The sequence below is a fragment of the Acidaminococcus nyctereutis genome (assembly GCF_052216985.1).
Lineage (GTDB): Bacteria > Bacillota > Negativicutes > Acidaminococcales > Acidaminococcaceae > Acidaminococcus > Acidaminococcus fermentans_A.
The window spans coordinates 46,098-70,601 of record NZ_JBQOUY010000002.1 but is presented as its reverse complement, the minus strand read 5'-3'; the positions used below and the strand labels follow the sequence as shown (position 1 = coordinate 70,601).

Genomic DNA, 24,504 nt, shown 5'->3' with positions numbered 1-24,504 from the left:
ATATAACTTAACATATTTAAAGAAAAATAGCAACGTTTGTTTCCAATACTGTTTAAACATGCGTATTTACATCAAGTTCCGTCCAACAGATAGCCCGTCTCTCTTTCCAAGCATCCGTCCTGTTTTTCTCCCGCCTATGAACCAGATGCCTGATTCCGGAGGCCAACTCTCTGTACTCTTAGCGCTTCAATCCGAACTATAATTAGCTCAAGCACAATTTATCATTTATCTCTTATATCCTGGATGATCATTAGAAATTTTTTCAAGAAAGGCCTTATTTTCCTTAAAAGCTGAAATAATGTTATCCTTATCAATCAAACATCTATATATCTCAGTTTCAATCTCCACGGCTCTTAATTTAATTTCATCTGTAAAATCATCTTTTTGTTTTAGAATAATTGGATCTCTTGATACAGATAGGATGTTAAAATCACTCTCATAATGTCTCAACTTATTTGAAAGCTCTGTCAGCAGCTTTACAAAATCTTTAGAGAACCATACAGCATGATTTGTAATATTTTCTAAAGTCTCGATTATTTTTTTTAATTCATCACGATTTCGCATCCAAGGATACCAGCCATCTGGTTCTATTACCACTGTAAAATTTTGAAGGAACTTGTATAAATTTATAATTACTTCCAGTTGTTTGCCAATCAGTTCTTTTTCATAAATAACCTGATATTCTTTACTTATCTTATAGTTATTGAGAATCCATGTACCAGCTAAAGTAATTAGTGCCACTAAAGCAGGTCCTACTAACGATTTTAAAAATTCATCCAAGATTTATTTCCTCCGTTAGCAGTAGATTTTACTCTAACTTTTTTCCAATCCCCCGTACTTTCTCCTTTTCTTCCGGATTCATGGCTGTAAAATACACCATTATCCCGTAAAACACTGTATATCCTAGAATCTTAAGAAGGAATACAATTTTTCCAGAACCGGGAATTACATGATCCACACCATACCCTATAACCAGACACATCCCCACACTCAGACTGATTCTTCCAATCTGTTTCCAGAATCGGGGAATATCCAGGCCGATGTATTTCTTGTAGAAGTAATTCATCACCACCCCATTCCCCATAAGCATGGAAAATCCAGTGGCCACGGCACACCCGATGCCGCCGTATTTCATCCCCAAAGGAATGGCCAATACCAGGTTCAGCACCCCGGTAAGGAAATAGATTTTTGCCCGGAAGTCATACCGGTTCATGGCCTGGAGGATGGCCAGGCCGATGTTCTGGATCAGGTCGATGGTAAAAGGCAAGATGATCAAAATGGTGATCCAATAAGAATCTTCAAATCCGCTTCCGGCCCACAACTGGATAAACTGACGGCCGAAAATAATGAATCCAGTAGCCACCAATGCCAGCAGATAATACTGCCAACGGCCAATCTGTATAAACAGGGCGGACAGTTCTTCCATAGGCTTTCTCTGTGCCACCATCTCCGTAATATGAGGCAGATAGACCCCGGAAATGGCTGTGGACAGAGCCATATAGTTCATGTAAATCAGAGAAGCAATAGAATAAACCGCCACAGCCTCCGTCCCCTGGACAATCCCCAGGATAATCTGATTTGTCTTCCAAAACACTTGGTCAATAAGACTGACACAGAATACACTCAGAGCCAGCTTTTTAAAATCATGGAACAGTTCCTGGTTCCAATAATGGAACCTGATGGTAATATGCAGCCGAGCAAAGCAGTAATAAATCCGTGCCAGGATCAGCCCCACATTCAGCATCGTCTGTGCCACCGCTACTGCCATGGCTGTAGGATACTTTTGGAGAATCAGAATCACCAGTGCCGGCTGCAAAATCAGCTGTACCGTTTCCAGGCCCTTCAGGAACAGGAACTTTTCATGGGCATTGATTACCGACCGGAACACCATGGTGGAAAGGCTCACTGCAATATTGAACAACAACAGCAGGAACATGTGCCGGGCTTCCAACAATTCCCCTGCAGTCATACTGGCCCCGAAGATTTTGTTCAGGTTCCAGTAGCAGATACCTCCAACCAGAAGAGAAAGCCCCGTAGCCCCTCCGTACCCATACAGAGAAATAGCCAGGATATTCTCCATCCCAACCTTATCCTTCAAGGCCTTATACTTGGTATAGAACCGGGTAACCGCCGCCGTCAAGCCAAAATCCATGATGCTGAAATAAGCAATCAGGGACCCAATCAGTTGATACAAGCCGTATTCCGATTTGCCAATATAGTGCAGGAGAATGGGGACGTAGAGGAAGCCGACGATGGCATGGAGAGCGATATTCAGATAGCTGAGTAAGATTCCTATTTTGCGTTCGTTCATTTTTCATCCAATCTTTGTATTTGTGGTGTCTCCTGATAAATATTTGCATAAGCATAGGCCAAAATAACCCAATAAGTATACAATAAAGTTAATGATCCGTTGCATCCAGCTACGGCACTGCCAATCAGTGACAAGGTAACTGCCAGGGCATCCAACCATTCATCGCCATTTGTATGTTTAAGCTTATGGAAGAGTTGGATGAGTATAAAGAATAATGGAAATAAAAAAGTCAAAAGACCAACAATACCATATTGGGCAAATTTAGAAATATACTCATTCATTGCATCCAACCCATATCGTAATACGCCTCGTTCTTTAAAGCTTCTAACCCATAATTGAACTTCCTTATTCTGCAGATCATATTTATTGAAATTGTGAACAGTATAGGAAGACATCAATTGATTTCCTACGCCGAAAACAGGATGCTCAATACCAGTTTGGAAATTAGAGCGAATCAAAGCATAACGGGCTCCATTGCTCCGCGCATTGCCTTTTGTTAACGATCCAACATTATCACTTAAATAGCTCTCTACAGTAACCTCTTGATGTTGAACCATAAAGATTTTTATAAAACCTATGGACAGAAAAAGAGAAAGAGCCGAAACAGCAAGGATTCCTGCAATTTGTCTGAAATATTTTTTTCGAGTAAAGGCTATTACAGTAATAACAAACAGTCCCAAAAGCCCCCCATACATTGCGACTGGAGTTCTCGCCTTTGTCATGAAAATCAAAAATGTATAAAAGAGTAATAATGCTGATTTCGGTGAAAGTATTTTCTTTCCTTTTAAAAACTGCATCCACAGAAAAGGCAACGCGAAGGCTGCGTAATTTCCCATACGTGACGGTTCTGAGAAAACAGAACGAAGTTGATTTTTCCAAAGAAGTGGTGGCCACCACCCATGGTCTACAGCTATTGGATGCAAAAAAGGATTAATAGTTTCTAAAATATGCTTAGCTACAGGACTTCCTGCCAAAAAGAATAATTCAATACATGAATAGGCTGAAATAACATAAATCGTTACAGTGATGCATTTATCTAAAAGTTTAGCATATGCAGGATATTCTTTTTTTATAATTAAATACAAAATAAAAGAAAAGCCAAATGTATAGAGAATATTTAAGATTGTTCCTTTTACTGCTCGTACGCCTATCCAACTCATAAAAATACTCTGCACAGAAAAAGTAATGTTGTACTGCTGTAAAAATTGAAGTAAGGATGGTAGTTTTTCTATCTGAGAAACAGGTCCCGATAGAAGTTCATTATAATATGGATAAGTCAACAATCCCTGAATATTACAAATCAAAAAAACACATAGCAAAAGTCCAATAAATTTCAATTGGTTCTTTTCTTGAATTCCAAGTTTTATCTTTCCTTTATAAAATTCGATTATCTTAAGTAACAATAGTACGCTTAAAGGATACCATGCGAGTTTATTGGCAAGTCCACTACTGATTGTATTTAATTGCAATATTTTAGGTATATTATCAAAGATTAAAGAAATAATAGATATTTTTATTATAAATTGTTGATTTCCCATATATCTCCTTATTTTAATAAAGCAACCCACTTTAAAATTACGTTATTTTTTATAAATTTATCGATATTATCCCTTGCATGTTGTGAAAAATCTATCCGTTTTTGTTCGTTTTTTATTAATTCATTTATTTTATTTGCCATTTCATTTATGTCACCTGGGGGAATTAAATATCCATTTATTCCATTCATAATTAAGTCTGATGGCCCCGAGTATATATCAAAAGAAATTGCCGGAAGAGAATTAGCTTTCCCTTCCAAAAGGACCATTGAAAACCCTTCATATCTTGATGTAACAACTTGAAGAGCATACTCAGGATAGATATTATAAATATTTTTTCTAGTTCCCTTTAAAATAACTTTATTTTTTAAAGAACTTTCATCTATTAAGTTTTGAATATACCTCGAATATTCTATATCACCTTCCCCATAAATATGCCATTGCCAATCTGGATTATTTTTTAACACTATTTGGGCCACTTTTATTAATATCTCATAGCCTTTAGCATAATCAATTCTTCCTACTGTAATTATTTTTTTACTTTGAGAATTATAATGATAGGGAGTTTTTTCTAGTTTTTCATCTAAAAAATTAGGTATCACTGCAATCTTATCATTTTTTATATTAAATTTATTTATATAATTGTTTTTTTCTTTTTGTGTCAGAACAAGAATTTTATCAAAAAAATGGTTTATTATCCATTGCTGAAAATGAGAAAAGGCCTTCTTTTTTGTACTGTATTTTTTTGTATTATTACTAGGTAAAAATTTATTTAAAGTGCTTTGTTCATAGAAATACTTTTGAGTATTGAGACAAAAACAAGCAAAAAAAGTTTCTAAGACATCTGTCATTCCTACACAAACGATAGCATCAATATGTTTTTCCTTTAATAACATACGAAGTTGAATCACGCTGGGAATAAATGTGTACCGTAATTTCCTTTTCCTTTTTGTCAAGTATACCGTTTGAATATCAGGAAGAATATCATATGCACTTTTATTTGGATAGTTATTTACCAGATAAGTATTAAAATAAGGAAATAAGGAGTTACATAAATTTACAGTAACTCTCTCTCCTCCTCCTACTGTATTTAAATCAGATCTAATAAATACTACACTTTTTTTTATAATTTTTGACATGCAGACTCATCCTCTTTTTTATTTCATTTAAACTGTACTTAAGATATTAATCGTTCGTTGCAATCCACTATAAATATTAAAGAATGGATTCCATCTAATTTTTATAATTTTTCCCCCATCCAATCTTGCTTTTGTTGCTTTACTATACCCAGCTTTTTCAGTAGAATCCGGAATTTCAAAAATAACTTTCGTTCCTGCAATATTTGCAATAATTGCGGCTAAGTCTTTCAAGGTTATATCTGAACTTTGATCAGCAATATTGTAAGCTTCACCTGTTTTCCCCAACAAAAGAACCGTCAAAAGGCCTGATACAGCATCTGCCATATATGTGTAGGAATAGTATTGATTACCCGCACTCTTTAAAACAATATCTTCCTCAGCAACAGCTTTTTTAATGAATTGACTGATAGCCTTTGTATCACTTTCCAGCATAGTAGGCCCGTAAGAACGGGTAAAACGGGGTATAACAATGTCCAGTCCTTTTTGCTTCAGATAAGCCTGGCATAATGCTTCTCCACAACGCTTACTTTCCGGGTATCCGGCTCTCAAAGTATTACAGTCGATATACCCGCAATAGTGCTCATCAAATAGTTCCTGGTCGCCTCTGTTTTCTCCATAAATTTCATTGGAAGAAGCAAAAGCAAATCTTTTGGTGTGATGCTGCACACTGTAATCCAACATGTTTTTTAAGCCGATGATATTAGTTGCAATCGTCCCAATGGGGTCTGTTGCATAAGCCACAGGATGAGTGTTACTGGCCAGATGAAGGACATAATCAATATTTTCATCCGTTTTCCCCTGCAGCGGAACATTAATATCATGAGAAATAAAATGAAAAAATGGAGAATCTACACAATAAGCAAAACGTTTCTGAGCTTTTTCGATGCTTCTTCCCAGCGCATAAATCTGGCAGTTTGCGTTTTCGTTGATATTCCTCCACATCAGTACATCAATCAAAAAAGACCCAATTAAACCAGTTGCTCCTGAAATCAGTACTGATGTATTTTGGAGTTTTTCCCATGGCAATGCCATTTCTCCTACCCTTTTAACATCTTCTTTATACAAAGGATGTTCATGTATATCCATTTCTTTACTCCTCATTTCAACCAGGTATCTTTATCCGCTTTCAAATACGCTTTGAACAGTTCCAAATCATCTTTCGTAGTAAGTTTTATATTTTTATCAGACCCAGCAGCAAAATGCAAGGTTACTCCCAATTCTACCATCATGGTATTGGTATAGGAAGATCCATAAATACCAATTTCTTTTTCAAAAGCTTCATGATACTTCTCATCCAAAAGGCCAAAACGGTATGCCTGAGGCGTGGAAACTCTACGCAGTGTTTCTCTCGGAATATACTGCTTTGTTGTAGAACTGTCATCCGGATTGATAATAAAAATCTGTTCATTATAAGGCATGGAAGTAACAGCATTACCATACTTTTGGGCCTTAATCAAAACATCCGTCAAAACAGAAGCATCAACCAAAGGGCGGATACCATCATGAATCACAATAATATCATCTGGCTGTACCTTTCCCTCCAAATTATAGACCCCATTTCGAATGGACTCCTGACCAGAAGCACCGCCGGATACAATCCATTTTAATTTACTGATATTAAACTGTCTTGCATAAGCACGGAGTACATCGTGCCACCCATCAATACACACTACTTCAACAGCATCAATTTGCGGATGTCTTTCAAAGCTTTCCAGAGTATAAAGCAGGATGGGTTTATCATAAACATTGATAAACTGTTTGGGAATATCTTGACCCATACGCTTTCCGGATCCGCCTGCGATTAAGATGGCTATGTTCATTACTATTTTCCTCCGTCTCTCCAATATACTTCCATATTGTGAGTTTGTCTTTTTTCTACTGGTGGCAGTTGCATATAATCACCATAGAGACCATGAAGATAGGTATCCCAACAAGAAAAAGCAGGAAACTGATATCCTTCAAATTCTACTAAGACCTGTTTTTCAAACTCACTTTTCAACATACGCTCCCCAGCACCATAAAGGCCCCAGGTAACAATGCCTACATACTTACAATCTTGATAGGAATTCTTCTGGGCAATCTGTTCAATTTTCTCTACACAATGCCTCTTGCCATATAAAAGAGAAAATGGCTTTATAATATATTTACTATATTTATGAAAAGTATTTTTTCCTTCTCCCAATGTTGCATTTGCAAGGAGAAATATTCGACGGTAAAAATCACATTGTCTATAAATTTTCTTTACTACATCTAGTGATTCTGGTAACCCGTCAACTGGAAAAATGTCAATCCATAGTTGCGAATCTTGTTTTACATATTTGGATTTAACACATGTATTCATATTTTTTAAATTCGCATAAGGGAAAAATGAATTATCTAATTGATTAGAAGTCAATTGATAGATTCCATCAGATTTAAAAATTTTATTTAAGCGTTCGTAATCGGCTCTAGGCATACAGACATCTATATCATCATCCCAAGGAATAAAACCTTTATGACGAATTGCACCTAATAGAGTTCCTCCAGCCAAATAAAATTTTAAATTATGTTCTTTGCAAAAATTTGTAAAGTATAATAAAATTTTAAGTTCTACTTGTTGGATGTCACTATGTGTTAATTTTATCATTTTCAACTACCACACCTTTTTATATGTTTTATTTCAGTTAAAAGATTATATCCTGCATCAGAAAGAATATGAAAAGTGTTTTTTCTGTTCATATTCTTCGTCCATAAAATTCTTAATGCAATTTCTGCAGGATAATCTTGTAAAGAAAAGAAATAAACATCTGATGTGATTTTCACTTCAGACGTTATTGAATCCGAAAAAAAGCATGGCAATCCGGCTGCCTGTGCTTCAACTCCAACAATAGGAAGCCCTTCAAATCGAGATGGTAATAGAAAGCAATCCATGGCTTGCATTAATTCGTTAACGTCATTTCTTATTCCTAAGAACTTAACTTTTTTTCTGATTCCTAATTCAATGCATTTCTTTTCTATATCTAATCGATATTCTCCATCGCCGACAAGTAATAAAATTGAGTCAGAATGTTTTTTTATAATTTCATTGAAAATCTTAATCAAAAACTGATGATTTTTCTGGTATGAAAATCGTCCTACATGTCCTATTACAAAAGTTCCAGGATTAATATTCAGTTTTTTCCTAACTTTATTGCGTATAACTGTATCATACTCATATTTTTTACAATCTATAGCATTTCGCTTTACGCTATATGCTTTATATGGGTTAAATAACCATTTACAAGCCTTCAAACTGCATCCATATCGTTCATCAATTAAGCCAGAAAATAGAATTTTGCTTATATAATGATATATTGTTAGTGCATATTTTCTTTTTTTACTAGTTTCTTCGATTTTAGTATTATGAGAATGAACAATCAAGCGGCATCCGCTAAGCTTTACAGTCAAATATAGAAGAGCGTTGGCAAATGGTACATTGCAATATACTGCATCATAATTTCCAGACTTTATAATATCATGAAGGCTCTTTACAAAATGAATAGGAGAAGATAATTTGGCAATTCTTTTTATAGAAACACTGGAAGGAATTTTATTTTTATATTTGATATCTTTCAACGATGAAAAGACAAAATCAATTTGATGATTACAGAGCAAAGCTGGAAGCCTGTCTATTACATAAGCTTCCACTCCGCCATAAGTATCTGTCAGTCCATAAATAAGAATCTTCAAAGCGTTACCCTCTCATTCAAATTGAATACACTTATATGAAATCCAAAAACTCATTGATAGAATTTTGGAATTTTTTCTGCTCTCGCAATACATTTGATAATATTTTATTACAAATGGATACAAATTTATCAGAATCAAAATTTTCAATATAGGTGTTAAGTTTAGTATAGATTGTTGGCTCATTTAAATTTATAGCCAGTCCAATTCCATTCTTTTCAACCAGTTCTCCTAAATAAGTTCCCTTCGAAGCAATAATTGGTTTCTTGAAAAGCAAAGAATCATAATACCGGTTTGGAATAGCTGTGGTAACTTCTAAAGAAAAGTCACCATACAACGAATTGATGATATCAATTCCCTCATAAATGAATGCTTTATCCTGGTTTTTGAATTTTCCTTGGAACAAGACATTTTTAATATTATGTTTTCGACAGTACCCTTGGAGGTCACACCCTGCGACTTCCGGGCCAACATACTTCAGTAAAAAGTTTTTTCCCTTCAGTACTTCTATTAGTTTAATATTCTCATCTGGATATCTGACAGACCCTACAAATCCAATTTTTACAGGTTTTTCTAATCCCAGAGTCGGTTTCTCAACAGTCTGATCAATATTGCTGATATTATGATTTACGATAATTTTAGAATTATCATCCACAAATGCAAGGAATCCCCTGGAAGAAATTGTTGTAAAATTGGAGTTCTGAATCAACTGATTTTCGATTTTTTTATAATATGGGATTTTCTCATACGTGTAATCCCTGATATCCAGTATATATCTTCCCTTGTAATGATTTAGTACATAATTTGAAATCATTACAGGGGCCAGAGTATTTATCAACACGAGATGAGAATATTGATTTTGTTTGATGGTCTGTAAAAGAGCTTTCCGATACTGCAGCATAGGAAATATTTTTTTCAGCTTACTCCCTCCAAAAGGGCACACACAATTCATTGTAAAAATATTGTTTTCATGCTTTAAACCGCCCTTGGAATCTCTATTCCACAGAAAAAGATCAAAAGGCACTTCCTTTTCCTTACAAGCATTTATATAATATTGTAAATAAGGAGCTCTATCGTAAGAGACTGTATCAACTATCAGGACTTTCATTGGATTACCCTCACAAATAATGGACTCCCTGTAACATTTAAACTTATTATTTTTCTGAGGGAGTGAAATCATCATTGACCGGAAACATAATAAACGGAAATTTCACTTTCTGTGAAATTTCTTTTCCATCTAAAGTAAAAGATATAATTTTAACGATATTAATTTTCTTATTACCTTTTTCATACCACCAGCAAATAGTATCATAATCTTGTTTACATAACTCCAAATCATATTTATGAAAAGGTAGAATTACTATAGTTTCTCTTATTGGTATATCAATAAAGTTATTATCATTAATATTAGAAATTGTAACACTATTAATCAATAGTGAATTTTTACCACAATTATACATTTCAACAATATACCCGGATGGTCCAGACTTATCAACATGGCTAAAATCTAATTTTCCATATGAATGATCTATTTGAAAAACATAAAGTAATTTATTTCGGGTTACAAGCCAATCCTTAAAAAGATTTAAACCAAATCCCAACAAAACACCCAATAAAGAATAAATTCCAGAAGGAATATTATTAAACCAAATCATTAAGTCCATCATGTTTTTATCATTTATTAAATTTTTATAAACGGTACATCCCTAAAAAACATTTAATGCTATCTCAAGGCCTTATTTAGAGAACGAATTAAAAACATGAAAATCAATCCAAATAAGATTAAGTTAACTAAAAAGATTCCATAAGATACTGCTGATAGTGATTTCCTTAATATACCTTCAATAGGTATCATATCTGATAAGAAAAGAACACTTAATATTATTGAAGATAAACTAAGCATCCCCGCCCAATGCAAATATTCATATAAAACGCCCAGCAAAGTTTTGCATTTGAATTCCCTGCTTGTAATTGAAGCTAATCTTCTGGAATAGTCGCTTCCCAAAATAGAAGAAACCGCTGCAGTATAAATACCAATTGCAATGGCAGTAACGTTTATTGCTGGTTCGGCTATTTTATTATAATCAGCATTAAACCAATAAGATAAAACTAAACTTATAAAAAATATAACCCTAATCAGCCATTTATGCCTTTTGTACATTTTTCCTTACTAATTTCTCCAAAAGAGTATCTTTGACAATATTTACATCATAATGTTCATTCTGATCTTTTTTTACATCAATATCAACATGTTGAATGATTGACTCAAAATCATAACTTTCTTCAATCCCATCATCATTGCAACCAATAATTGTAATATCATCAAGTTGATTTTTCCGGTTAAAAAGTTTTTCTAATACCTTTCTGCCCCTATCAATAAGAGGAAGTGAAGAATATTCAACACTAAGAATCAATTTTTCGGGCAGATCCTGCCCAAACTGATTTCCCATCATATGAAACAAATCATCTTGCTCTGAAAATAAGTTTTTAGTTTGAGTAAAGCGGAATCCTTTAAGCATCTTCATTGTTTTACAAAATTCATCTAACGATTTATAAATATATTTAACTCTAACTTTTAGATTTAACCATTCGCTCAAATATTTTTCTACGAATCCCTTCTTTTTTATATCATTTAAATACAAACGGTTATCTTTGCTATCAAAGCAGACAAAAAACTGCTGTCTTGGTTCCACTTGGCTTTTTGATCTAGGATTAGCTTCCTTTTCTCCTGTTTTTTGATTAACAACATAGTCTGAAAACATTTCTGCATTATCATAAGCAGCATATAGCCAGTAAAATCTATTATCAATAACTTCTTGCTCGATCACGTAAAAATAACTTTTTAATTTATATGTATCACTTGTTTTATATAGTTTAGATTCAAATAATTTTATACTGTTATCTAAAAGTTCATTGTCAAAGTACAGAAGGACGCTGGAAAATCTCACGTATACTCCCCCACTCGAAATAACCACTGCATTTAGACTATTTTCTAGTCTTATACCAATTTTAAAACTAAAGCAATCTCATTTTGAAATTGCAGAAAATATCCTATATGACCTCTTGGAGACATAGAAAAAGGAACTGCTTTTTATCATGTTAAGTGCCTAACCAAACACGAAAGAAAAGGGGGTTCCTCCATTTCCCATAAACACAGCCACAATTTCTTCTATTATAGCAGAGTTAACATAATTCGACAAAAAGTCTTTTTAGATTGCCAGTCTGCCACCTAGCCGGACTGCTAGAACGACATCTGCCCGGCAGACGGTTTCCAACCACGTGAGACGTTGAGCGTGGGACGCATACGCCAACGGGCTCCCCAGTGTGAGGCCCCTACGGTTCCGCAATGAATCGACCGATTTTTGCCGTCGCACTCAGCGTTCCATTCCCAGAACCCGCCATAGAGGATTCCTTCCTGTATATAATACACTAAAAATACCCAAAATCATCATCCGGAATTACCCATTTCATCAGGGGAATCTCCCCCAAAAAAGCGAGACATCTTGAATTGCTCCTTACTAAACAGTTATCCTTTATTTTGTACCACCAAGATAAAGGATAAGATGTCAGACGTCATCTAGCCCGCAACAAACAGATTGCCCCCGCAACTCAAGGCGGGCCGCCGGTTGTGCGGCTCCTACGGTCGGAAACCAGGAAGTGGGCGGCTCTGGCGACATTTTGCCAGAGGCAAAAGTCTTGAATCGCCCCTACGGCAACGCAAGGGGGAGTGTTGGACTCCCGCCGTACAAATCTGATTCTGATGGCTCAAGGCCTGCCAGGGCTTGCGGTCCCTACGGATTCGCAACGGGGCTGCTGATTTTTGCCGTCCCTACTCTTCACTCTTCACTGCATCCTTCCCTGGCAGATGGTTTCTTTTGGCATGAGACATGATCCTGGGTGCAGGCTGACCGAGCGGGATTGCCAGAGGCACCCCTTGTTCATCCCCTACGGCCTTGCAATGGAACCGTCGTTCCAAGCCTCCAAAGGCTCTGCACTATTCACTTGTTTCGATAGTATCAACCACTCATCAAAAGATTATCAAACGATTGACAATCAAAATAAAGCCGCATTTTCTCTTGATCTATCTCGATTTCATGGATTAAATAGATAGGATTCAAAAGATTATCAAAAGAATGGCAAACGATTATTTTAAATACACTTCACGAAGTGATTTTTTCACTTTGTCCATCATCATCTTTAACTGTGCTAAAAGCTCATCAGATTTCATATGGACCATATATTTGGTATTCTTACCAGCACCAACTTTAACAACATGCTTTTCTGCAATAAGTCCTTTAAGTGATTTCATGACCTTATATTGTGTTCCACCAACACTCTTCTGTATCACAGGAAAGCCTATTGGTTTCATAGCCTTGATAATTGTCTTGAATATTGCTTTTTGCATATCATCCAATTCCTGGTAGGAATCAGCTAAATCTATTTTCCAAATTGTCAGTTCTGTTCTTTCTAAATTAGTTTCAATATCGGGATTCCTATATTCATTCTCAATTGCCTCTCGAACAATCTGCGGGCCACCAAATCCCTGTCTTTCTGATACACCTAGTTGCCGGAAGAAACTCATTATTTGCTCATTGCGAATACGTGATTCTCCTCCAACAATAAATTGAGAAGGGGGAATTAACATTTTCCCAGGATTAATAAACTTATAGTAGCTATCAAAAGTTTCTATTTTAATTCCCGGATATGGCTGAGTGTAATCTGCATGAGATAGACAATTTACAAGTGCTTCTCTTAAAGATGTATCTATCGTCTTTTGGGGATTCCGTATTTGATTCTGTCCCAGTTGAAAAGAATTTTCTTCCAAGTTTCTGAGTTTTGCTAAAACAATTTGATAAAAATTGAAAATATTCATTTCCACATCATTCAAATCATCTGATGCAACCCTGTCAGACCACCGAGGATTATCCCCTCTTCGGTTGAAAAAATCTAAATGAAAATGAGGATACATATCTCGGATTGAATTATATTTGCCAAGGAATAAAAGTGTTCCTTTCTTGATTTTAATTTTATCGTCTTTCCTGTTTCTCGTAACAGCACCAATTTTTAAGAGAAAATCTTTAGGTGAAGTTGTTTCAAAATGCATTGATGGATAGCGTATGGTCACACGTTCCTTAAAAGAAACAATTGAATTCATATCCAAGTCATCAAATGTATAATTTTCGGCAACAGTAGAATCTAGCCCTGGTGCCGCATTACGTATCATGGCTTTAATTTCATCTAAATTTGCTTTTCTGTCTCCATCACCGGTTCGTATATAGGAGTTTTCGATTTTTCCATTAAGATATACGGGCTTCTTGTTGTAAGGTGCTTCACGCACATTGATTAAAATTACTGTTTTTGAATCAAAAGAAATTATACTGACGTCCTCGTTCTCAATAGTACGATAACTGACCTTATTACCATTCGATAGGAGATTCCAAAGATCTGTCATTATTTTTTCTGAAGAATCTACTCCTATTATTTCATTCTTAGGTTTGCCTTCCTTGATTCCCAATACTATCAAACCACCCATCGTATTGGAAAATGAAGAGTATGTCTCCTAAAAAGATTTCGGTAATTGAGATGAACTTTTTAATTCAACGTACTCCTTTTCATGGATAGAAATAAGGAAATTTTTTAATTTTTCCATATTTTCTGGTATCTGGTTCATCTATCTCTCTCCTTTTATCAAAATTCAACTTCTCGCCAAAACTAATCTATACAGTTTTTCTGCCCTTTGAGCGGTCTGGATACGCCTGCCTGTTCACCATCAAGAGCATCTTTCCCTAAATCCTTTGACATAAGATGCATATGATCTTGCAGCAAGCAGGCTGGCCGTACAGCCGTCGCCCTACATGGACTGATTCAATCACTGGTTAATCTATAATCAGAAACTATCCAGCGATAAGTCGCTCTATTCCTGGAATCCGCCTCAGCAGATTCCCTCCTTCAGTTACTAACTAGTGACTGCTCTTGCCAACCATCACCTTTAAACAAGTTTCTAATTTTATCTTTTAGTTGAACAGAAGATTGGATCATAGCAAAACCTCCGTATAATGCCGGATTTTCTGTTCAATTTTCAGTTTCGACGCATATTTCATCAATTGATGAATGTTTTTTGAAGGACTATAAAAATATTCTTTCAACGCTGTTTGGAAATCTTGGATATCAAAGTCATTTTTATGCTGGATCAGATCGCAGATGGAACGATCCATATCATAAACATTCACGTAATGAGAAAAAGGCGTTTCCATAGAAATCATACCCAAAGATAACAGTTGCGGATCCGTATAGTAGGTTTTAATCTTTTTTTTATGTAAAGATAAAGTATTATATCCTTTTTTAACGGTAACGGTAATCATGCTGGGTTCCCGGTCTAAATGCCCATGAAAATAAAGTGCAGTAGCCCCAGAAAAGACAGTTTCCTGATATTGGCTCTGCAATACAAACCAGATATCATCCCAAGCCTCTTCTGTCTTATAGATGCCGGAAGCAATCTTCTGCATAGATTTTTTTAATGAATGATGCGATAGTTGGCCGAGAAATACCCAGTGAAACTGCTTCCCGCACAAGCAGATACCCGCTGTTTTCTTCTGTTAATTGATAAAGGATACTTTGCTTGTCCACAGTTTTTCCTTTCTATACGCGCTTATATTTTAAAATTTATGAGCATGAATGTTAAGTATACGGATTCGAAATGTGTCAGCCGATTTTCGCCGTCCCTGCTCTGCACTCTTCACTCTGCACTTATTGTTTCTTCCCCAAAAACTTCCGTGCCAGGAACTCCCGGATTTTCTTAGGCCAGTCCACCTGTTCCAAAAATATTACCGGAACTTCCACTTCTTTCAGGTGCTGTTTTTCCAGCCATACGTTGAAGAGGCGTTCGGAGAGAAAGCCATAGATCCGTGCTTCGTAAGGACTGTAGCTGCTGATATCGATGCGGCTTTCCAGCGTAAAAAGGATGTCGAACAGCCAGCTGCAGTATTGATCGAACAGAGTCTTTTTCATGGCGAACATGTTCAGGATGTGGAGCTTCCGCCGATTCATGACGGTGGTGAAGGCCTGGCTGTATTCTGGGTATTTTTCGGCGATGATTTTTTCCACTTCATCCAGGTCTTTTTTGTAATGGGCGTGTTCGTACTGGCTTCGGACCGTTTCGATGTAGTAGTTCCGCTTCACGGGCAGGATCACATCGTACTGGCTCAAGAGTCTGTCGTAGTCTGCCTGGGTGAAGATGGCTTTCTTTTTGTCTTCCAGGTTATTGGACCGGACTCGGTGTCCAAAATACCGCCGATAATGGCACAGTCCGATGCAGTCACAGTCCATATTCTTCCAGGCCCAATACAGCCCGGTCAGTTCACAATAATTGGGGTTCTTGGAGGAAATATTGTCCCCCCTATTATCTCCCGTAAACCCCAGAGAATCCTTCCCCTCCGCCCCAACCTGGAGAGGGAAGTAAACAGGATCCGATGGGACCCAGTAAGGTTTGTGGATGGCGATGAGGATTTTTGTTTGCACGATGGTTATTGTCCTTTCCTTTTTACAGTCACTAGTCTCTAGTCACTAGCCGAATGAGGCCAACTTCGTTGGCTTGGAATATATTTACCTTTTCCATTGAATGTCTTTATCCAGTTTTTGGATAAGAGCTGTCAGCATGGAAGTTATTTCATAGCACATAGCACATGCTTTATGGGCGTCAGCCGATTGGATATAATTTCTCTTTTCACTAATGAGCAACTGGGTATCCAGTTCACAGGCAGAACCCTGGCAATCAGCAAATAGCGAATAAAATCTTTATCGCTGCCTTTTGCGCGGCCTTCTGCTATATTACTGGGAATGGATACCACTGCCCGGCACATTTGGTCTACCAGTCGATATTTTTCTTTCAGAGGAAATTTTTCGGTAAGATCCAGTACAAAATCTGTCAATTCCATTGCTCGCTGCCAAACAGTCAACTTTTTATGAGAATATTCCATGGTTCTGCTCCTTCAAAAAAAGTAAAGTGATTGAATGCTGAATCTACTGCAAATCTTAAATTGGTTAAAAGCCAACAGAATGTTGGCTTCCTTCGGCTGCTGACTAGTGACTAGAGACTAGTGACTGCCCCAGGCGTGAGACTAAAAAGCGGTTTACAGCTTTTCCCTATCCGCCACTTCCAAGGCACGGGCGATCACCGCATCCATATCATAATACTTGTATTCTCCCAAACGGCCTCCAAAGATGACGTTGCTTTCCTGATCGGCCAGGGCTTTGTATTCTTGATACCGGGTGCTGTTTTTGGCATCGTTCACCGGGTAGTAGGGTTCGTCCCCTACTTTCCATTCAGAGCTGTATTCCCGGCTGATGACGGTCTTGGGCAGGTCATTGCCTGCATCATCTTTGCCGAACTGGAACCATTTGTGTTCGATGATCCGGGTCCAAGGGGTCTCCCGGTCGGTGTAGTTCATGGCAGCCACGCCTTGGTAATTGGGTTTGTCCAGGAGTTCCGTTTCGAACCGGACGCTGCGGTATTCCAGGGGTCCCAATTTGTAGTCAAAATAGGCATCGATGGGCCCGGTATAAACGACTTTCTCGGCCAGGGCATCTAGTTCTGCCTGATTGGCCAGATAATCTGTGTTCAGCCGCACTTCGATGCCGTCCAGCAGATTGGCCACCAGCTTGGTATAGCCTCCCACAGGGATTCCCTGATACAGGGCGTTGAAGTAGTTATTGTCGAAAGTGAGGCGCACGGGGAGGCGTTTGATGATAAAAGCCGGCAGCTCGGTGCAGGGGCGCCCCCACTGTTTTTCCGTATATCCCTTGATGAGTTTTTCATAGATATCCGTCCCCACTAGGGAAATGGCCTGTTCTTCCAAATTCCGGGGATTGGAGATACAGGCCGCTTTTTTCTGTTCTTCGATTTTGGCGGTGGCTTCTTCCGGGGTCACCACACCCCACATTTTGTTGAAGGTGTACATGTTGAAGGGCAGGGAATACAGTTCTCCTCGGTAATTGGCCACCGGGGAATTGGTGAACCGGTTGAACACGGCAAAGCGGTTCACGTAGTCCCAGACTTCCCGGTTGTTGGTGTGGAAAATGTGGGCGCCATACTGGTGCACATGGATGCCTTCCACGGTTTTGGTATAAATGTTCCCGGCGATGTGGTCCCGTTTATCGATGACCAGGACTTTTTTCCCAGCAGCTTTGGCTTTTTGGGCAAAAACGGCACCGTACAGACCGGCACCAACGATCAAGTAATTGTACTGAATCATGGTTTTAAGCTCCTTTTCGATTGCCGGCTGCGCCGGTCTTGGTAACGCCTCTCGTCTCACGCTTAATGTCTCTCGCCTTAAGACCGGCCCTTCGGGCCTTTCAGATGTCAGACGTCAGCTTGTTGGCTATAAGCAAATCGGTCCTTCATCTTAACCCGTACAAAACTGGCATCTGACGTCTCAAGGCCCCGCTAAGGGGCTGTGTCTGACTTCTTCCAGACCGCCGCCCCTCAGTAGGCCCCTTTATGCTGCAGGACCACTCCGATGGTCCTCCATAGCAGCATGATATCCAGCCAGACGCCCCAGTTGCGGACGTACCAGGAATCCATCTGGACCCGTTCGTCGTAGGTAGTGTCGCTGCGGCCGTTCACCTGCCACATGCCGGTGATGCCAGGATGGACCATGTAGAAATCTTTGATATACGGTCCGTATTTGGGGATTTCGGCGGTGACAATGGGCCGGGGCCCCACTAGGCTCATCTGGCCGATGAGCACATTGAACAGCTGGGGCAGTTCGTCCAGGCTGGTTTTCCGCAGCACCTTCCCCACCCGGGTCACCCGGGGATCGTCCTTCAGTTTGAATTCGGCTTCCCATTCCTTCCTGGCTTCGGGATTTGCCGCCAGATATTCTTTCAGTTTTTTGTCCGCGTCCACGCACATGGTGCGGAATTTCAGGCAGGGGAACAGTTTCCCGTCCTTGCCGATCCGCTGGTGGGCGAAGATCACCGGGCCCCGGGAATCCAGTTTGATCAGGACGGCCAGGAGCAGAAAGATAGGGCTCAAGACGATGACACCGATAGTGGTCAGCACTAGGTCGAATACCCGCTTGATGAACCGGTTGTAGGGCCGGGCCAGGTTGTTCTTCAGGCTCATGAACATCAGCCGTTCATTGAACAGGGATTCCACTTCGATGCCGTTCACCGGCAGACCGATCAGATCGGGCACAAAGGCCAGGTTCCGCACATGGGGCTGGATGGTATGAATCAGCCGGTTCAATTTTTCCGGGGAAAGGCCGGGGGCTGCGATGCAGACATCTTGGACCTGGGTCTTTTCGATCACGTCCACCGCCTGGGCAAAGGTCCCCAGATAGGGCAGATTCCCCACGTTTTCTTTCTGAGGCCCGGCATCATCCACATAGCCGATGATATTGAAGTTCAAGCCCACATCGTCCCGGATACCCTGGAGCACAAGATTGGCTGTTTTCCCAGCTCCCACCAGAAGGACGGGTACGCTCCCCACCCCGGCCCAGTTCAGGATATGGGCGATGATATACCGGGAAAGGGTCACCAAGACAAGGGCAAAGATCCATAACAGGCCCACAAAGAGCCGGGAAGTGCTGGCGGAAATGTGGGACAGATAGACAAAGACCACTATGGCGCCGATGGCATAGGTACAGCCTCGGCAGATGCATTCCATGAGCTTCCAATAGCCCATGTGTTTCGTATAGATGCCTCCCTGCCGGAAAAACAGCAGGAAGAGCAGAGGGAATGCCACACACAAGTTGAGCCAGGGCATGTGGAAATGGGCATTCCCGGTTAGAGCTCCCCGCAGATGGTACGCAAAGAATTCCGCAAGCAGGATCATCAGCCAGTCGGTAATGGTATAGATGGTGGGCAGGAAATAGTTCAGATGATGATGGATAAAGGAATCGGGATGGGATTCTCGGAAAACAGTATTGGCCATGGATAAACTCCTCTAATCGCGATGAATCACAGTATTTCATATATTGTTTTATTATACTGTAAAATAAGGACAAATTGAAGCTCCATTAAGGAAATGGCAGAAGCCTATCCCAGCCACACCCTGTAACCGGGAAAATCTGTAGAGGAAATAGGAAGCCTTTACCATACGGTGAGGAAATGTCTACAGGGAGTGAGAGACAGCATCTGCTGAAGGGCTGCCCTCGCCTTTTTTCCCACTTTCCTGTATAATAGAAAAAATAGAGTCAGGAAAAATCGGAGGCTGTGAATCATGGAAGAACTGGATACCATCATCAAATCGATCAGGGACAATCTGTCAGGAGACTCCCAGAAGGATATCAAATATCTCCAAGGCTGCATCGAGCTGTACCGGGACCATCCCCTGCACCGGGAGATCAGCCGTGCCTGCAGCCAGCTGCTGTACAAGCTGCTGCCGGAAGAAAGCCGGCAGCATTTCGCCGATATGTTCAGCCAGGCATTTGAAAAATTCCGGGCAGACCTGGAGGGAGCCCGGAAGTGCACGGCTGCCCAGGATTTCGAGGGAGCCCGGAAATTCTTGGAACCCCATCTCCAGGAAGCAGAACATTCGGCTCTTTTCCAGCCTGATTCGGAAGTAGAATTCCGTTCCTTTGCGGAGCCCATGGAAAGGGTACTGTACCAGCAGTTCTGCCAGCCCAAAAAGACGGTCCAGCAGGCGCCTTTCCCCTTCCATCTGCTGCACTTGACTTTGGGGGAACTGGAACTGGCCCAAAACCGGAGGAAGGCTGCCCAAAAAGCTTTGGAAAAAGGACTGAAATGGGACCCGGTCAGTGCTCCGGTACGAGCCTGTTATCTGGCAGTGCTGAAAGCCGGAGAGGATTGGGAAAGCTTCGGCCGAGTGAACCGGGAGAGCTTCCGCATGGCCTTCCGCCCTGCTGATCTGGCCCTGTGCTACCAAAATGAAGGGACCCGACTGCTCCAGGGAGAAGATTGGCAGGGGGCCCGGTATGCCTTCCTGTTGAGCTTGAACTATGGGGAAACAGAAACGGTGACAGCCCAGCTGGAAACCATTGCCCAGCATCTAGGAAAAGACCTGGCTCCCGCCTCTCGAGAAGAATTGACGGCCTTTGCTGCAAAAGAAGGGATCCCCCTGGGACCGAATATGGAGATCCTCCGGCTGGCTGCCGGCGGAGCCCAGGCCTGCCACCAGGCGGGAAGAGAACAGGAAGCGGAGTATTATCTGGATGTGATCCGGCCCTTCCTATCAGAAAAGGATATGGAAGAATTGAAGAAGAAGTTGGGATATTAAAAAAGGTGCCTGCGGGCACCTTTTTTGTCACTGGTCACATGTCCATAGTCACTGGCCATTGGAAATCAATTTATCTTATCAAATTGATTTTGAAATTTAAAAACCTGGGATCGGATTCTACGGGCATTCTTAACTTAGGAGCCAGCAAGGCTGGCTTCCACCGGCGTATGACGTATGACGATCTTTTACCCCATTCTCACAATCCTCTGCCCTTCCATCATCCGGGAAAACCGGTGGGAGATGCTCAGTACGGTACGTCCCTGGCTGGCCCGTTCCAGGGCCTCCAGCACCACTTCTTCCGTGTGGCTGTCCAGGTTGGCGGTGATTTCATCCAATAACAGCAGCTGGGGTTCCTTTGCTACCGCCCGGGCAATGTTCAGCAGCTGGAGCTCCCCTTGGGAAAAGAACCCTTCCCTCATGGGAGTCTCCTTCCCCTGAGGCAGCCGTTCCACCGTTTCTTTCAGCTGCACCAGTTCCAGGGCCCGGTCCACCTGCGCGGGAGTCACCGAAGGGTCCCCCAGGGTCACCTGGTCCCCTACCGTGCCGGGTACAGCCGAGAATTCCTGCTCCACACAGCCGTACAGGCTCCGTTTCTCCAGGTCCGGGATGGTCCCCGCCCGCCGTCCTAACAGGCTCACGGTCCCCTGCCAAGGGGTATACATCCCCAGCAGCAGCTTGAACAAGGTGCTCTTCCCGCAGCCGCTGGGCCCCATCAGGATGGCTTGTTCCCCCGGTGCCAGGCTGCAGGAAAAGTCCTGCAAAATGGGTCGGGACGGATCATACCCGAAGGTCACATGGGAAAAGACCACCACCTTGTCCTGCACGGCGTCCGGCACAGGCTCCAGAGAGGCCGGTTCCTGTTCCGTTTCTCCCAGGAATTCCCCGATATGCTGGATCCCGGCCATAGCACTCTGGATGCTCTGGATCTCCATGCCGATGCTTTCCAGGGGACCGAAGATCTTCCCCACATAGGCGATCATCGCCACAGCGGACCCTACGGAAAGGCCGAACAGATCCGCCCAGGCCGGTCCCAGGGAGGCTCCCGTCATGATCACCCCCACCACCGCTGCCTGGGTCACCAGGATGATGGGAGAATAGATCCCGTCGAACACATTGGCCCGGTTGATGGACCGGAAGCTGTCGGTGATCAGGGAATCGTACCGTTCCTCCATATACCGTTCCTTCCCCAGGGTGTGGATGGTCCGGATATTCCGGATGGTTTCCGGCACATGGCTGTTCACCCGGCCGACGGCCCGCCGGTTTTCCCGCTGGGCTGCCAAGGTCCCCTTCTGGAAATGCCGGGTGAGTACGAACAAGAGGGGCAGCAGCAGGCACAGGAGGCCGAACAGTCCCCGGCTCCGGCTCCATAGGATGCCCAGGATCCCCAGCAGCTTGCAGGCATCGGCCAGCATCCCCACGATCCCGTCAGAATACAGAGCGTCGATGGTATCTCCATCGTTGACGAACACCGAGGTGGTCTGCCCGCTGGGATGGCTGGTGAAATACTGGGCCGGCAGCCGATCCAATTTGGCGCACAGGATGGACCGGAGTCCGTGGGTCACCTTTTGGCCGAACAGAGTGATGGCCCCGTTCTGGGCCGTTTCGCAGCAGTCCGCCAGCGCGATGAGCCCGATATACAGCAGCCCCAGCTGCCAGGAGATCCCCCGGCCTTCAGTCAGGTCGTCCACCGCCCGCTCCAGTACCAGGGGCGGCAAAAGAGAGGTCATCACCGAAAGGACCACCAAAACGGCCACCAAGGTACCGGTCCGGGGATGAGCCTGAAAGGTGCTCTTCACACTTTTCCATACAGGGTTTTCACTGTTCATCTAGGTCCACTCCTTCCTGCTGCAGCTGCACCAGCCGGGCATAGCCAGGTTCTTCCTGCAGCAGCTGCTCATGGGTGCCGAACCGTCCCCGGCCGTTTTCCAGGAACAATACCCCGGTGAATTCCGGGAAATGGGTGAGCCGGTGGGAAATCAGCAGGATCACCCGGTCCGGAAAAGTCTTCCTCATGGCTTCCAGGATCTTCGTCTCTCCCTTCCGGTCCACCGCCGCAAAGGGATCATCCAGTACTAACACGGACCGGGCATGGGCCAGGGTCCGGGCCAGGGCGATCCGGGCCTGCTGACCGCCGGAAAGCTGAGTGCCGCCACTCCCGACCGGGGTATCCGCTCCCTGGGGCATGGCGTCCACTTCTTCCTTCAGGTTGGTCATGGCCAGGAGTCGATCCACCTCCACTGGGTCCCCCATCCGGATGTTTTCTCCGATGGAGGTACTCAACAGCTCTGGATCATGGCCCAGGTAGGAGATCAGGCTCCGGCGCTGGTGCCGGTCCAGGGCGGCAAAATCCTCTCCATTGCACCGGACGGAGCCGGTCCAGGACACCTCGTCCAGGAACACCTTCCCAAAAAGACTCTTCCCGCAGGCCACCGGGCCTGTGATGCCGATGATATCCCCGGGACGGGCAGCAAAGGAAATCCCGGCAAGGCCCTTCTCCTGGCCCGAGTAGCGGCAGGCCAGATCACGGACTTCCAGTTCCACCGGGTCCACAGGTCCCAGAGGCTGATCCGTCCCTTCCGGCGCCGCCTGCTGGAGCAGAGGCTTGATCCGCTGCCAGGAAACCTGGGCCTTTTGGACCGCATTGAACAGCTTGGCCGCATGGCTGGTCTTCACTGCCAGTTTGGTGAAACAGGCCAGGAAGGTCGTGAAACTGGCGATATTCCACATTTCCCAGCCAGTGCCCTGGACGTTTTTCGCGCCGAACCAGAAGATCATCCCCGTGCCCGCCATAGCAATGGCATCGTACAAAGGCCCCAGGGACCCTTCAAAGATATTGGCCCTGGCACTGGCTTTTTCGTAGGCGGTGAGCTGGTTTTCGTAGTCGGCGTCCCGGACCTTTTCCTGGCCGTAGATCCGATAGGTGAGAGCATGGCTCACCCGGTCCAGGGTCAATGTGTTCAGCCGAGCTTCCGCAGCCTTGTAGACCCCGTTGGCCTGGGCCACCTGTTTTTTCAGCCGATCGGCGATCCAATAGGCTGCCGGAGTGAACAGGGAAGCCAAAAGGGTCAGCCGCCAGTCGTAAGCCAGCAATAGGGACAGGTACACCACCATCACCACCCCGGTGTCGAAGACTTCCGTGGTGAATTTCTGCATCCCTTCCGCACAGGCGTCCACGTCCCCCATGGCTTTCGTCATCAAGTTCCCCAGGTTCTCCTGCTGGAGGGCATGGGCATCCAGACGCACCAGGCTGTGGTACAAGGTGTGGCGCATGGTCCGGCTCACTCGGTTGGCAAACAGCCGCACGCTGTACCGCTTCCCCGCCCGGGAAAGCTGGACCAGGAAGATCACCCCCACATAGAGCACCGCTAGACGGGCCATATCCACGGCCGCAGCCCTGCCCTGGGTAATGTCGTAGAGACACTGGGCCAGCTGCCCTTCGAAATAGGGCCCCACTCCCATCCCCAAGTTATAGAGGATGCCGGTGACCGTCACCGCCACCAGCACGGCCTTCTCCTCTCTAAAATAGGAAAGGACATGGTCCGGCCGTCCCACCTCCCGGATTCTGCCTTCAAACAT

The 24,504-nt window shown here is 42.7% G+C and carries 21 protein-coding genes and 1 pseudogene; 1 reads left to right on the top strand and 21 read right to left on the bottom strand.

The genetic code is table 11. From position 1 onward, the window contains the following. Positions 1–225: 225 nt before the first annotated feature. The 19 genes and pseudogenes from ACTUHY_RS01775 to wbaP all read right to left on the bottom strand — a co-directional run bounded on the left by ACTUHY_RS01775 (position 226) and on the right by wbaP (position 19,623). On the bottom strand, positions 226–780 hold the full coding sequence (locus tag ACTUHY_RS01775) for a hypothetical protein (protein WP_442826385.1): 555 nt from the start codon (positions 778–780) through the stop codon (positions 226–228). Between the two features lie 28 nt (positions 781–808). Then, positions 809–2,311 carry an oligosaccharide flippase family protein gene (locus tag ACTUHY_RS01770; RefSeq protein ID WP_442826384.1) on the bottom strand — a complete coding sequence of 501 codons (1,503 nt, stop codon included), beginning with the start codon at positions 2,309–2,311 and terminating at the stop codon, positions 809–811. Then, on the bottom strand, positions 2,308–3,849 hold the full coding sequence (locus tag ACTUHY_RS01765; protein WP_442826383.1) for an O-antigen ligase family protein: 1,542 nt from the start codon (positions 3,847–3,849) through the stop codon (positions 2,308–2,310). Before ACTUHY_RS01765 ends, ACTUHY_RS01770 begins: the two co-directional genes overlap by 4 nt. Before the next feature lie 8 nt (positions 3,850–3,857). Next, positions 3,858–4,985, bottom strand: a complete 1,128-nt coding sequence (locus ACTUHY_RS01760; RefSeq protein WP_074704653.1) for a glycosyltransferase family 4 protein — start codon at positions 4,983–4,985, stop codon at positions 3,858–3,860. Between the two features lie 27 nt (positions 4,986–5,012). Continuing rightward, positions 5,013–6,071: an NAD-dependent epimerase/dehydratase family protein gene (locus ACTUHY_RS01755; RefSeq protein WP_442826382.1), complete on the bottom strand. Its 1,059-nt coding sequence runs from the start codon at positions 6,069–6,071 to the stop codon at positions 5,013–5,015. An 11-nt stretch (positions 6,072–6,082) separates the two neighbouring features. Further along, positions 6,083–6,805, bottom strand: coding sequence for an IspD/TarI family cytidylyltransferase (locus ACTUHY_RS01750; protein WP_442826381.1), 723 nt, complete (start codon positions 6,803–6,805; stop codon positions 6,083–6,085). Positions 6,806–6,807: 2 nt separating this feature from the next. Continuing rightward, entirely contained in the window at positions 6,808–7,611 is an 804-nt protein-coding gene (locus tag ACTUHY_RS01745) for a LicD family protein (RefSeq protein ID WP_442826380.1), read from the bottom strand. A gap of 2 nt (positions 7,612–7,613) precedes the next feature. Beyond that, positions 7,614–8,693 carry a glycosyltransferase gene (locus ACTUHY_RS01740; protein WP_442826379.1) on the bottom strand — a complete coding sequence of 360 codons (1,080 nt, stop codon included), beginning with the start codon at positions 8,691–8,693 and terminating at the stop codon, positions 7,614–7,616. Between the two features lie 31 nt (positions 8,694–8,724). Continuing rightward, the gene (locus ACTUHY_RS01735) at positions 8,725–9,798 is read right to left on the bottom strand and encodes a glycosyltransferase family protein (protein ID WP_442826378.1); all 1,074 of its coding nucleotides are present in this window, start codon (positions 9,796–9,798) and stop codon (positions 8,725–8,727) included. Positions 9,799–9,844: 46 nt separating this feature from the next. After that, positions 9,845–10,357 carry a hypothetical protein gene (locus ACTUHY_RS01730; RefSeq protein WP_442826377.1) on the bottom strand — a complete coding sequence of 171 codons (513 nt, stop codon included), beginning with the start codon at positions 10,355–10,357 and terminating at the stop codon, positions 9,845–9,847. Between the two features lie 56 nt (positions 10,358–10,413). Next, the gene (locus ACTUHY_RS01725) at positions 10,414–10,851 is read right to left on the bottom strand and encodes a hypothetical protein (protein WP_442826376.1); all 438 of its coding nucleotides are present in this window, start codon (positions 10,849–10,851) and stop codon (positions 10,414–10,416) included. Beyond that, positions 10,835–11,518: a hypothetical protein gene (locus ACTUHY_RS01720; protein ID WP_442826375.1), complete on the bottom strand. Its 684-nt coding sequence runs from the start codon at positions 11,516–11,518 to the stop codon at positions 10,835–10,837. The genes ACTUHY_RS01725 and ACTUHY_RS01720 overlap by 17 nt, the downstream gene beginning before the upstream one ends. A 1,316-nt stretch (positions 11,519–12,834) precedes the next feature. After that, positions 12,835–13,563: an ATP-binding protein gene (locus ACTUHY_RS01715; RefSeq protein ID WP_442826463.1), complete on the bottom strand. Its 729-nt coding sequence runs from the start codon at positions 13,561–13,563 to the stop codon at positions 12,835–12,837. Between the two features lie 381 nt (positions 13,564–13,944). Continuing rightward, positions 13,945–14,235: pseudogene (locus ACTUHY_RS01710) on the bottom strand (AlbA family DNA-binding domain-containing protein); the annotation flags it as partial. A gap of 490 nt (positions 14,236–14,725) precedes the next feature. Then, positions 14,726–15,262, bottom strand: coding sequence for a type IV toxin-antitoxin system AbiEi family antitoxin domain-containing protein (locus ACTUHY_RS01705; protein ID WP_442826374.1), 537 nt, complete (start codon positions 15,260–15,262; stop codon positions 14,726–14,728). A 175-nt stretch (positions 15,263–15,437) separates the two neighbouring features. Then, the gene (locus tag ACTUHY_RS01700) at positions 15,438–16,208 is read right to left on the bottom strand and encodes a DUF4422 domain-containing protein (protein ID WP_442826373.1); all 771 of its coding nucleotides are present in this window, start codon (positions 16,206–16,208) and stop codon (positions 15,438–15,440) included. A 143-nt stretch (positions 16,209–16,351) separates the two neighbouring features. Continuing rightward, complete coding sequence (locus ACTUHY_RS01695) at positions 16,352–16,666, bottom strand: four helix bundle protein (RefSeq protein WP_442826372.1); 315 nt, start codon at positions 16,664–16,666, stop codon at positions 16,352–16,354. Positions 16,667–16,819: 153 nt separating this feature from the next. Next, positions 16,820–17,941 carry a UDP-galactopyranose mutase gene (glf, locus tag ACTUHY_RS01690; protein ID WP_442826371.1) on the bottom strand — a complete coding sequence of 374 codons (1,122 nt, stop codon included), beginning with the start codon at positions 17,939–17,941 and terminating at the stop codon, positions 16,820–16,822. A gap of 230 nt (positions 17,942–18,171) precedes the next feature. After that, a complete protein-coding gene (gene wbaP, locus ACTUHY_RS01685) occupies positions 18,172–19,623 on the bottom strand; it encodes an undecaprenyl-phosphate galactose phosphotransferase WbaP (RefSeq protein ID WP_442826370.1) in 1,452 nt (483 codons plus the stop codon). Between the two features lie 288 nt (positions 19,624–19,911). Between wbaP and ACTUHY_RS01680 the strand changes: the two genes are divergently transcribed. Then, positions 19,912–20,928, top strand: a complete 1,017-nt coding sequence (locus tag ACTUHY_RS01680; protein ID WP_442826369.1) for a hypothetical protein — start codon at positions 19,912–19,914, stop codon at positions 20,926–20,928. A gap of 185 nt (positions 20,929–21,113) precedes the next feature. On the opposite strand, the gene ACTUHY_RS01675 is transcribed toward ACTUHY_RS01680, so the two are convergent. Continuing rightward, a complete protein-coding gene (locus tag ACTUHY_RS01675; RefSeq protein ID WP_442826368.1) occupies positions 21,114–22,754 on the bottom strand; it encodes an ABC transporter ATP-binding protein in 1,641 nt (546 codons plus the stop codon). Next, positions 22,744–24,504 (bottom strand): ABC transporter ATP-binding protein, encoded by a 1,761-nt coding sequence (locus tag ACTUHY_RS01670; protein ID WP_442826367.1) that lies wholly within the window; start codon positions 24,502–24,504, stop codon positions 22,744–22,746. The genes ACTUHY_RS01675 and ACTUHY_RS01670 overlap by 11 nt, the downstream gene beginning before the upstream one ends.

What these genes read in the sequence shown, in the direction of transcription:
- ACTUHY_RS01750 (WP_442826381.1), bottom strand. Translation starts at nt 6,805, where the DNA reads ATGAACATAGCCATCTTAATCGCAGGCGGATCCGGAAAGCGTATGGGT.
- ACTUHY_RS01770 (WP_442826384.1), bottom strand. Translation starts at nt 2,311, where the DNA reads ATGAACGAACGCAAAATAGGAATCTTACTCAGCTATCTGAATATCGCT.
- ACTUHY_RS01725 (WP_442826376.1), bottom strand. Translation starts at nt 10,851, where the DNA reads ATGTACAAAAGGCATAAATGGCTGATTAGGGTTATATTTTTTATAAGT.
- glf (WP_442826371.1), bottom strand. Translation starts at nt 17,941, where the DNA reads ATGATTCAGTACAATTACTTGATCGTTGGTGCCGGTCTGTACGGTGCC.
- ACTUHY_RS01670 (WP_442826367.1), bottom strand. Translation starts at nt 24,504, where the DNA reads ATGTTTGAAGGCAGAATCCGGGAGGTGGGACGGCCGGACCATGTCCTT.
- ACTUHY_RS01695 (WP_442826372.1), bottom strand. Translation starts at nt 16,666, where the DNA reads ATGGAATATTCTCATAAAAAGTTGACTGTTTGGCAGCGAGCAATGGAA.
- wbaP (WP_442826370.1), bottom strand. Translation starts at nt 19,623, where the DNA reads ATGGCCAATACTGTTTTCCGAGAATCCCATCCCGATTCCTTTATCCAT.
- ACTUHY_RS01675 (WP_442826368.1), bottom strand. Translation starts at nt 22,754, where the DNA reads ATGAACAGTGAAAACCCTGTATGGAAAAGTGTGAAGAGCACCTTTCAG.
- ACTUHY_RS01765 (WP_442826383.1), bottom strand. Translation starts at nt 3,849, where the DNA reads ATGGGAAATCAACAATTTATAATAAAAATATCTATTATTTCTTTAATC.
- ACTUHY_RS01755 (WP_442826382.1), bottom strand. Translation starts at nt 6,071, where the DNA reads ATGGATATACATGAACATCCTTTGTATAAAGAAGATGTTAAAAGGGTA.
- ACTUHY_RS01680 (WP_442826369.1), top strand. Translation starts at nt 19,912, where the DNA reads ATGGAAGAACTGGATACCATCATCAAATCGATCAGGGACAATCTGTCA.
- ACTUHY_RS01745 (WP_442826380.1), bottom strand. Translation starts at nt 7,611, where the DNA reads ATGATAAAATTAACACATAGTGACATCCAACAAGTAGAACTTAAAATT.
- ACTUHY_RS01760 (WP_074704653.1), bottom strand. Translation starts at nt 4,985, where the DNA reads ATGTCAAAAATTATAAAAAAAAGTGTAGTATTTATTAGATCTGATTTA.
- ACTUHY_RS01735 (WP_442826378.1), bottom strand. Translation starts at nt 9,798, where the DNA reads ATGAAAGTCCTGATAGTTGATACAGTCTCTTACGATAGAGCTCCTTAT.
- ACTUHY_RS01730 (WP_442826377.1), bottom strand. Translation starts at nt 10,357, where the DNA reads ATGATGGACTTAATGATTTGGTTTAATAATATTCCTTCTGGAATTTAT.
- ACTUHY_RS01715 (WP_442826463.1), bottom strand. Translation starts at nt 13,563, where the DNA reads ATGAATATTTTCAATTTTTATCAAATTGTTTTAGCAAAACTCAGAAAC.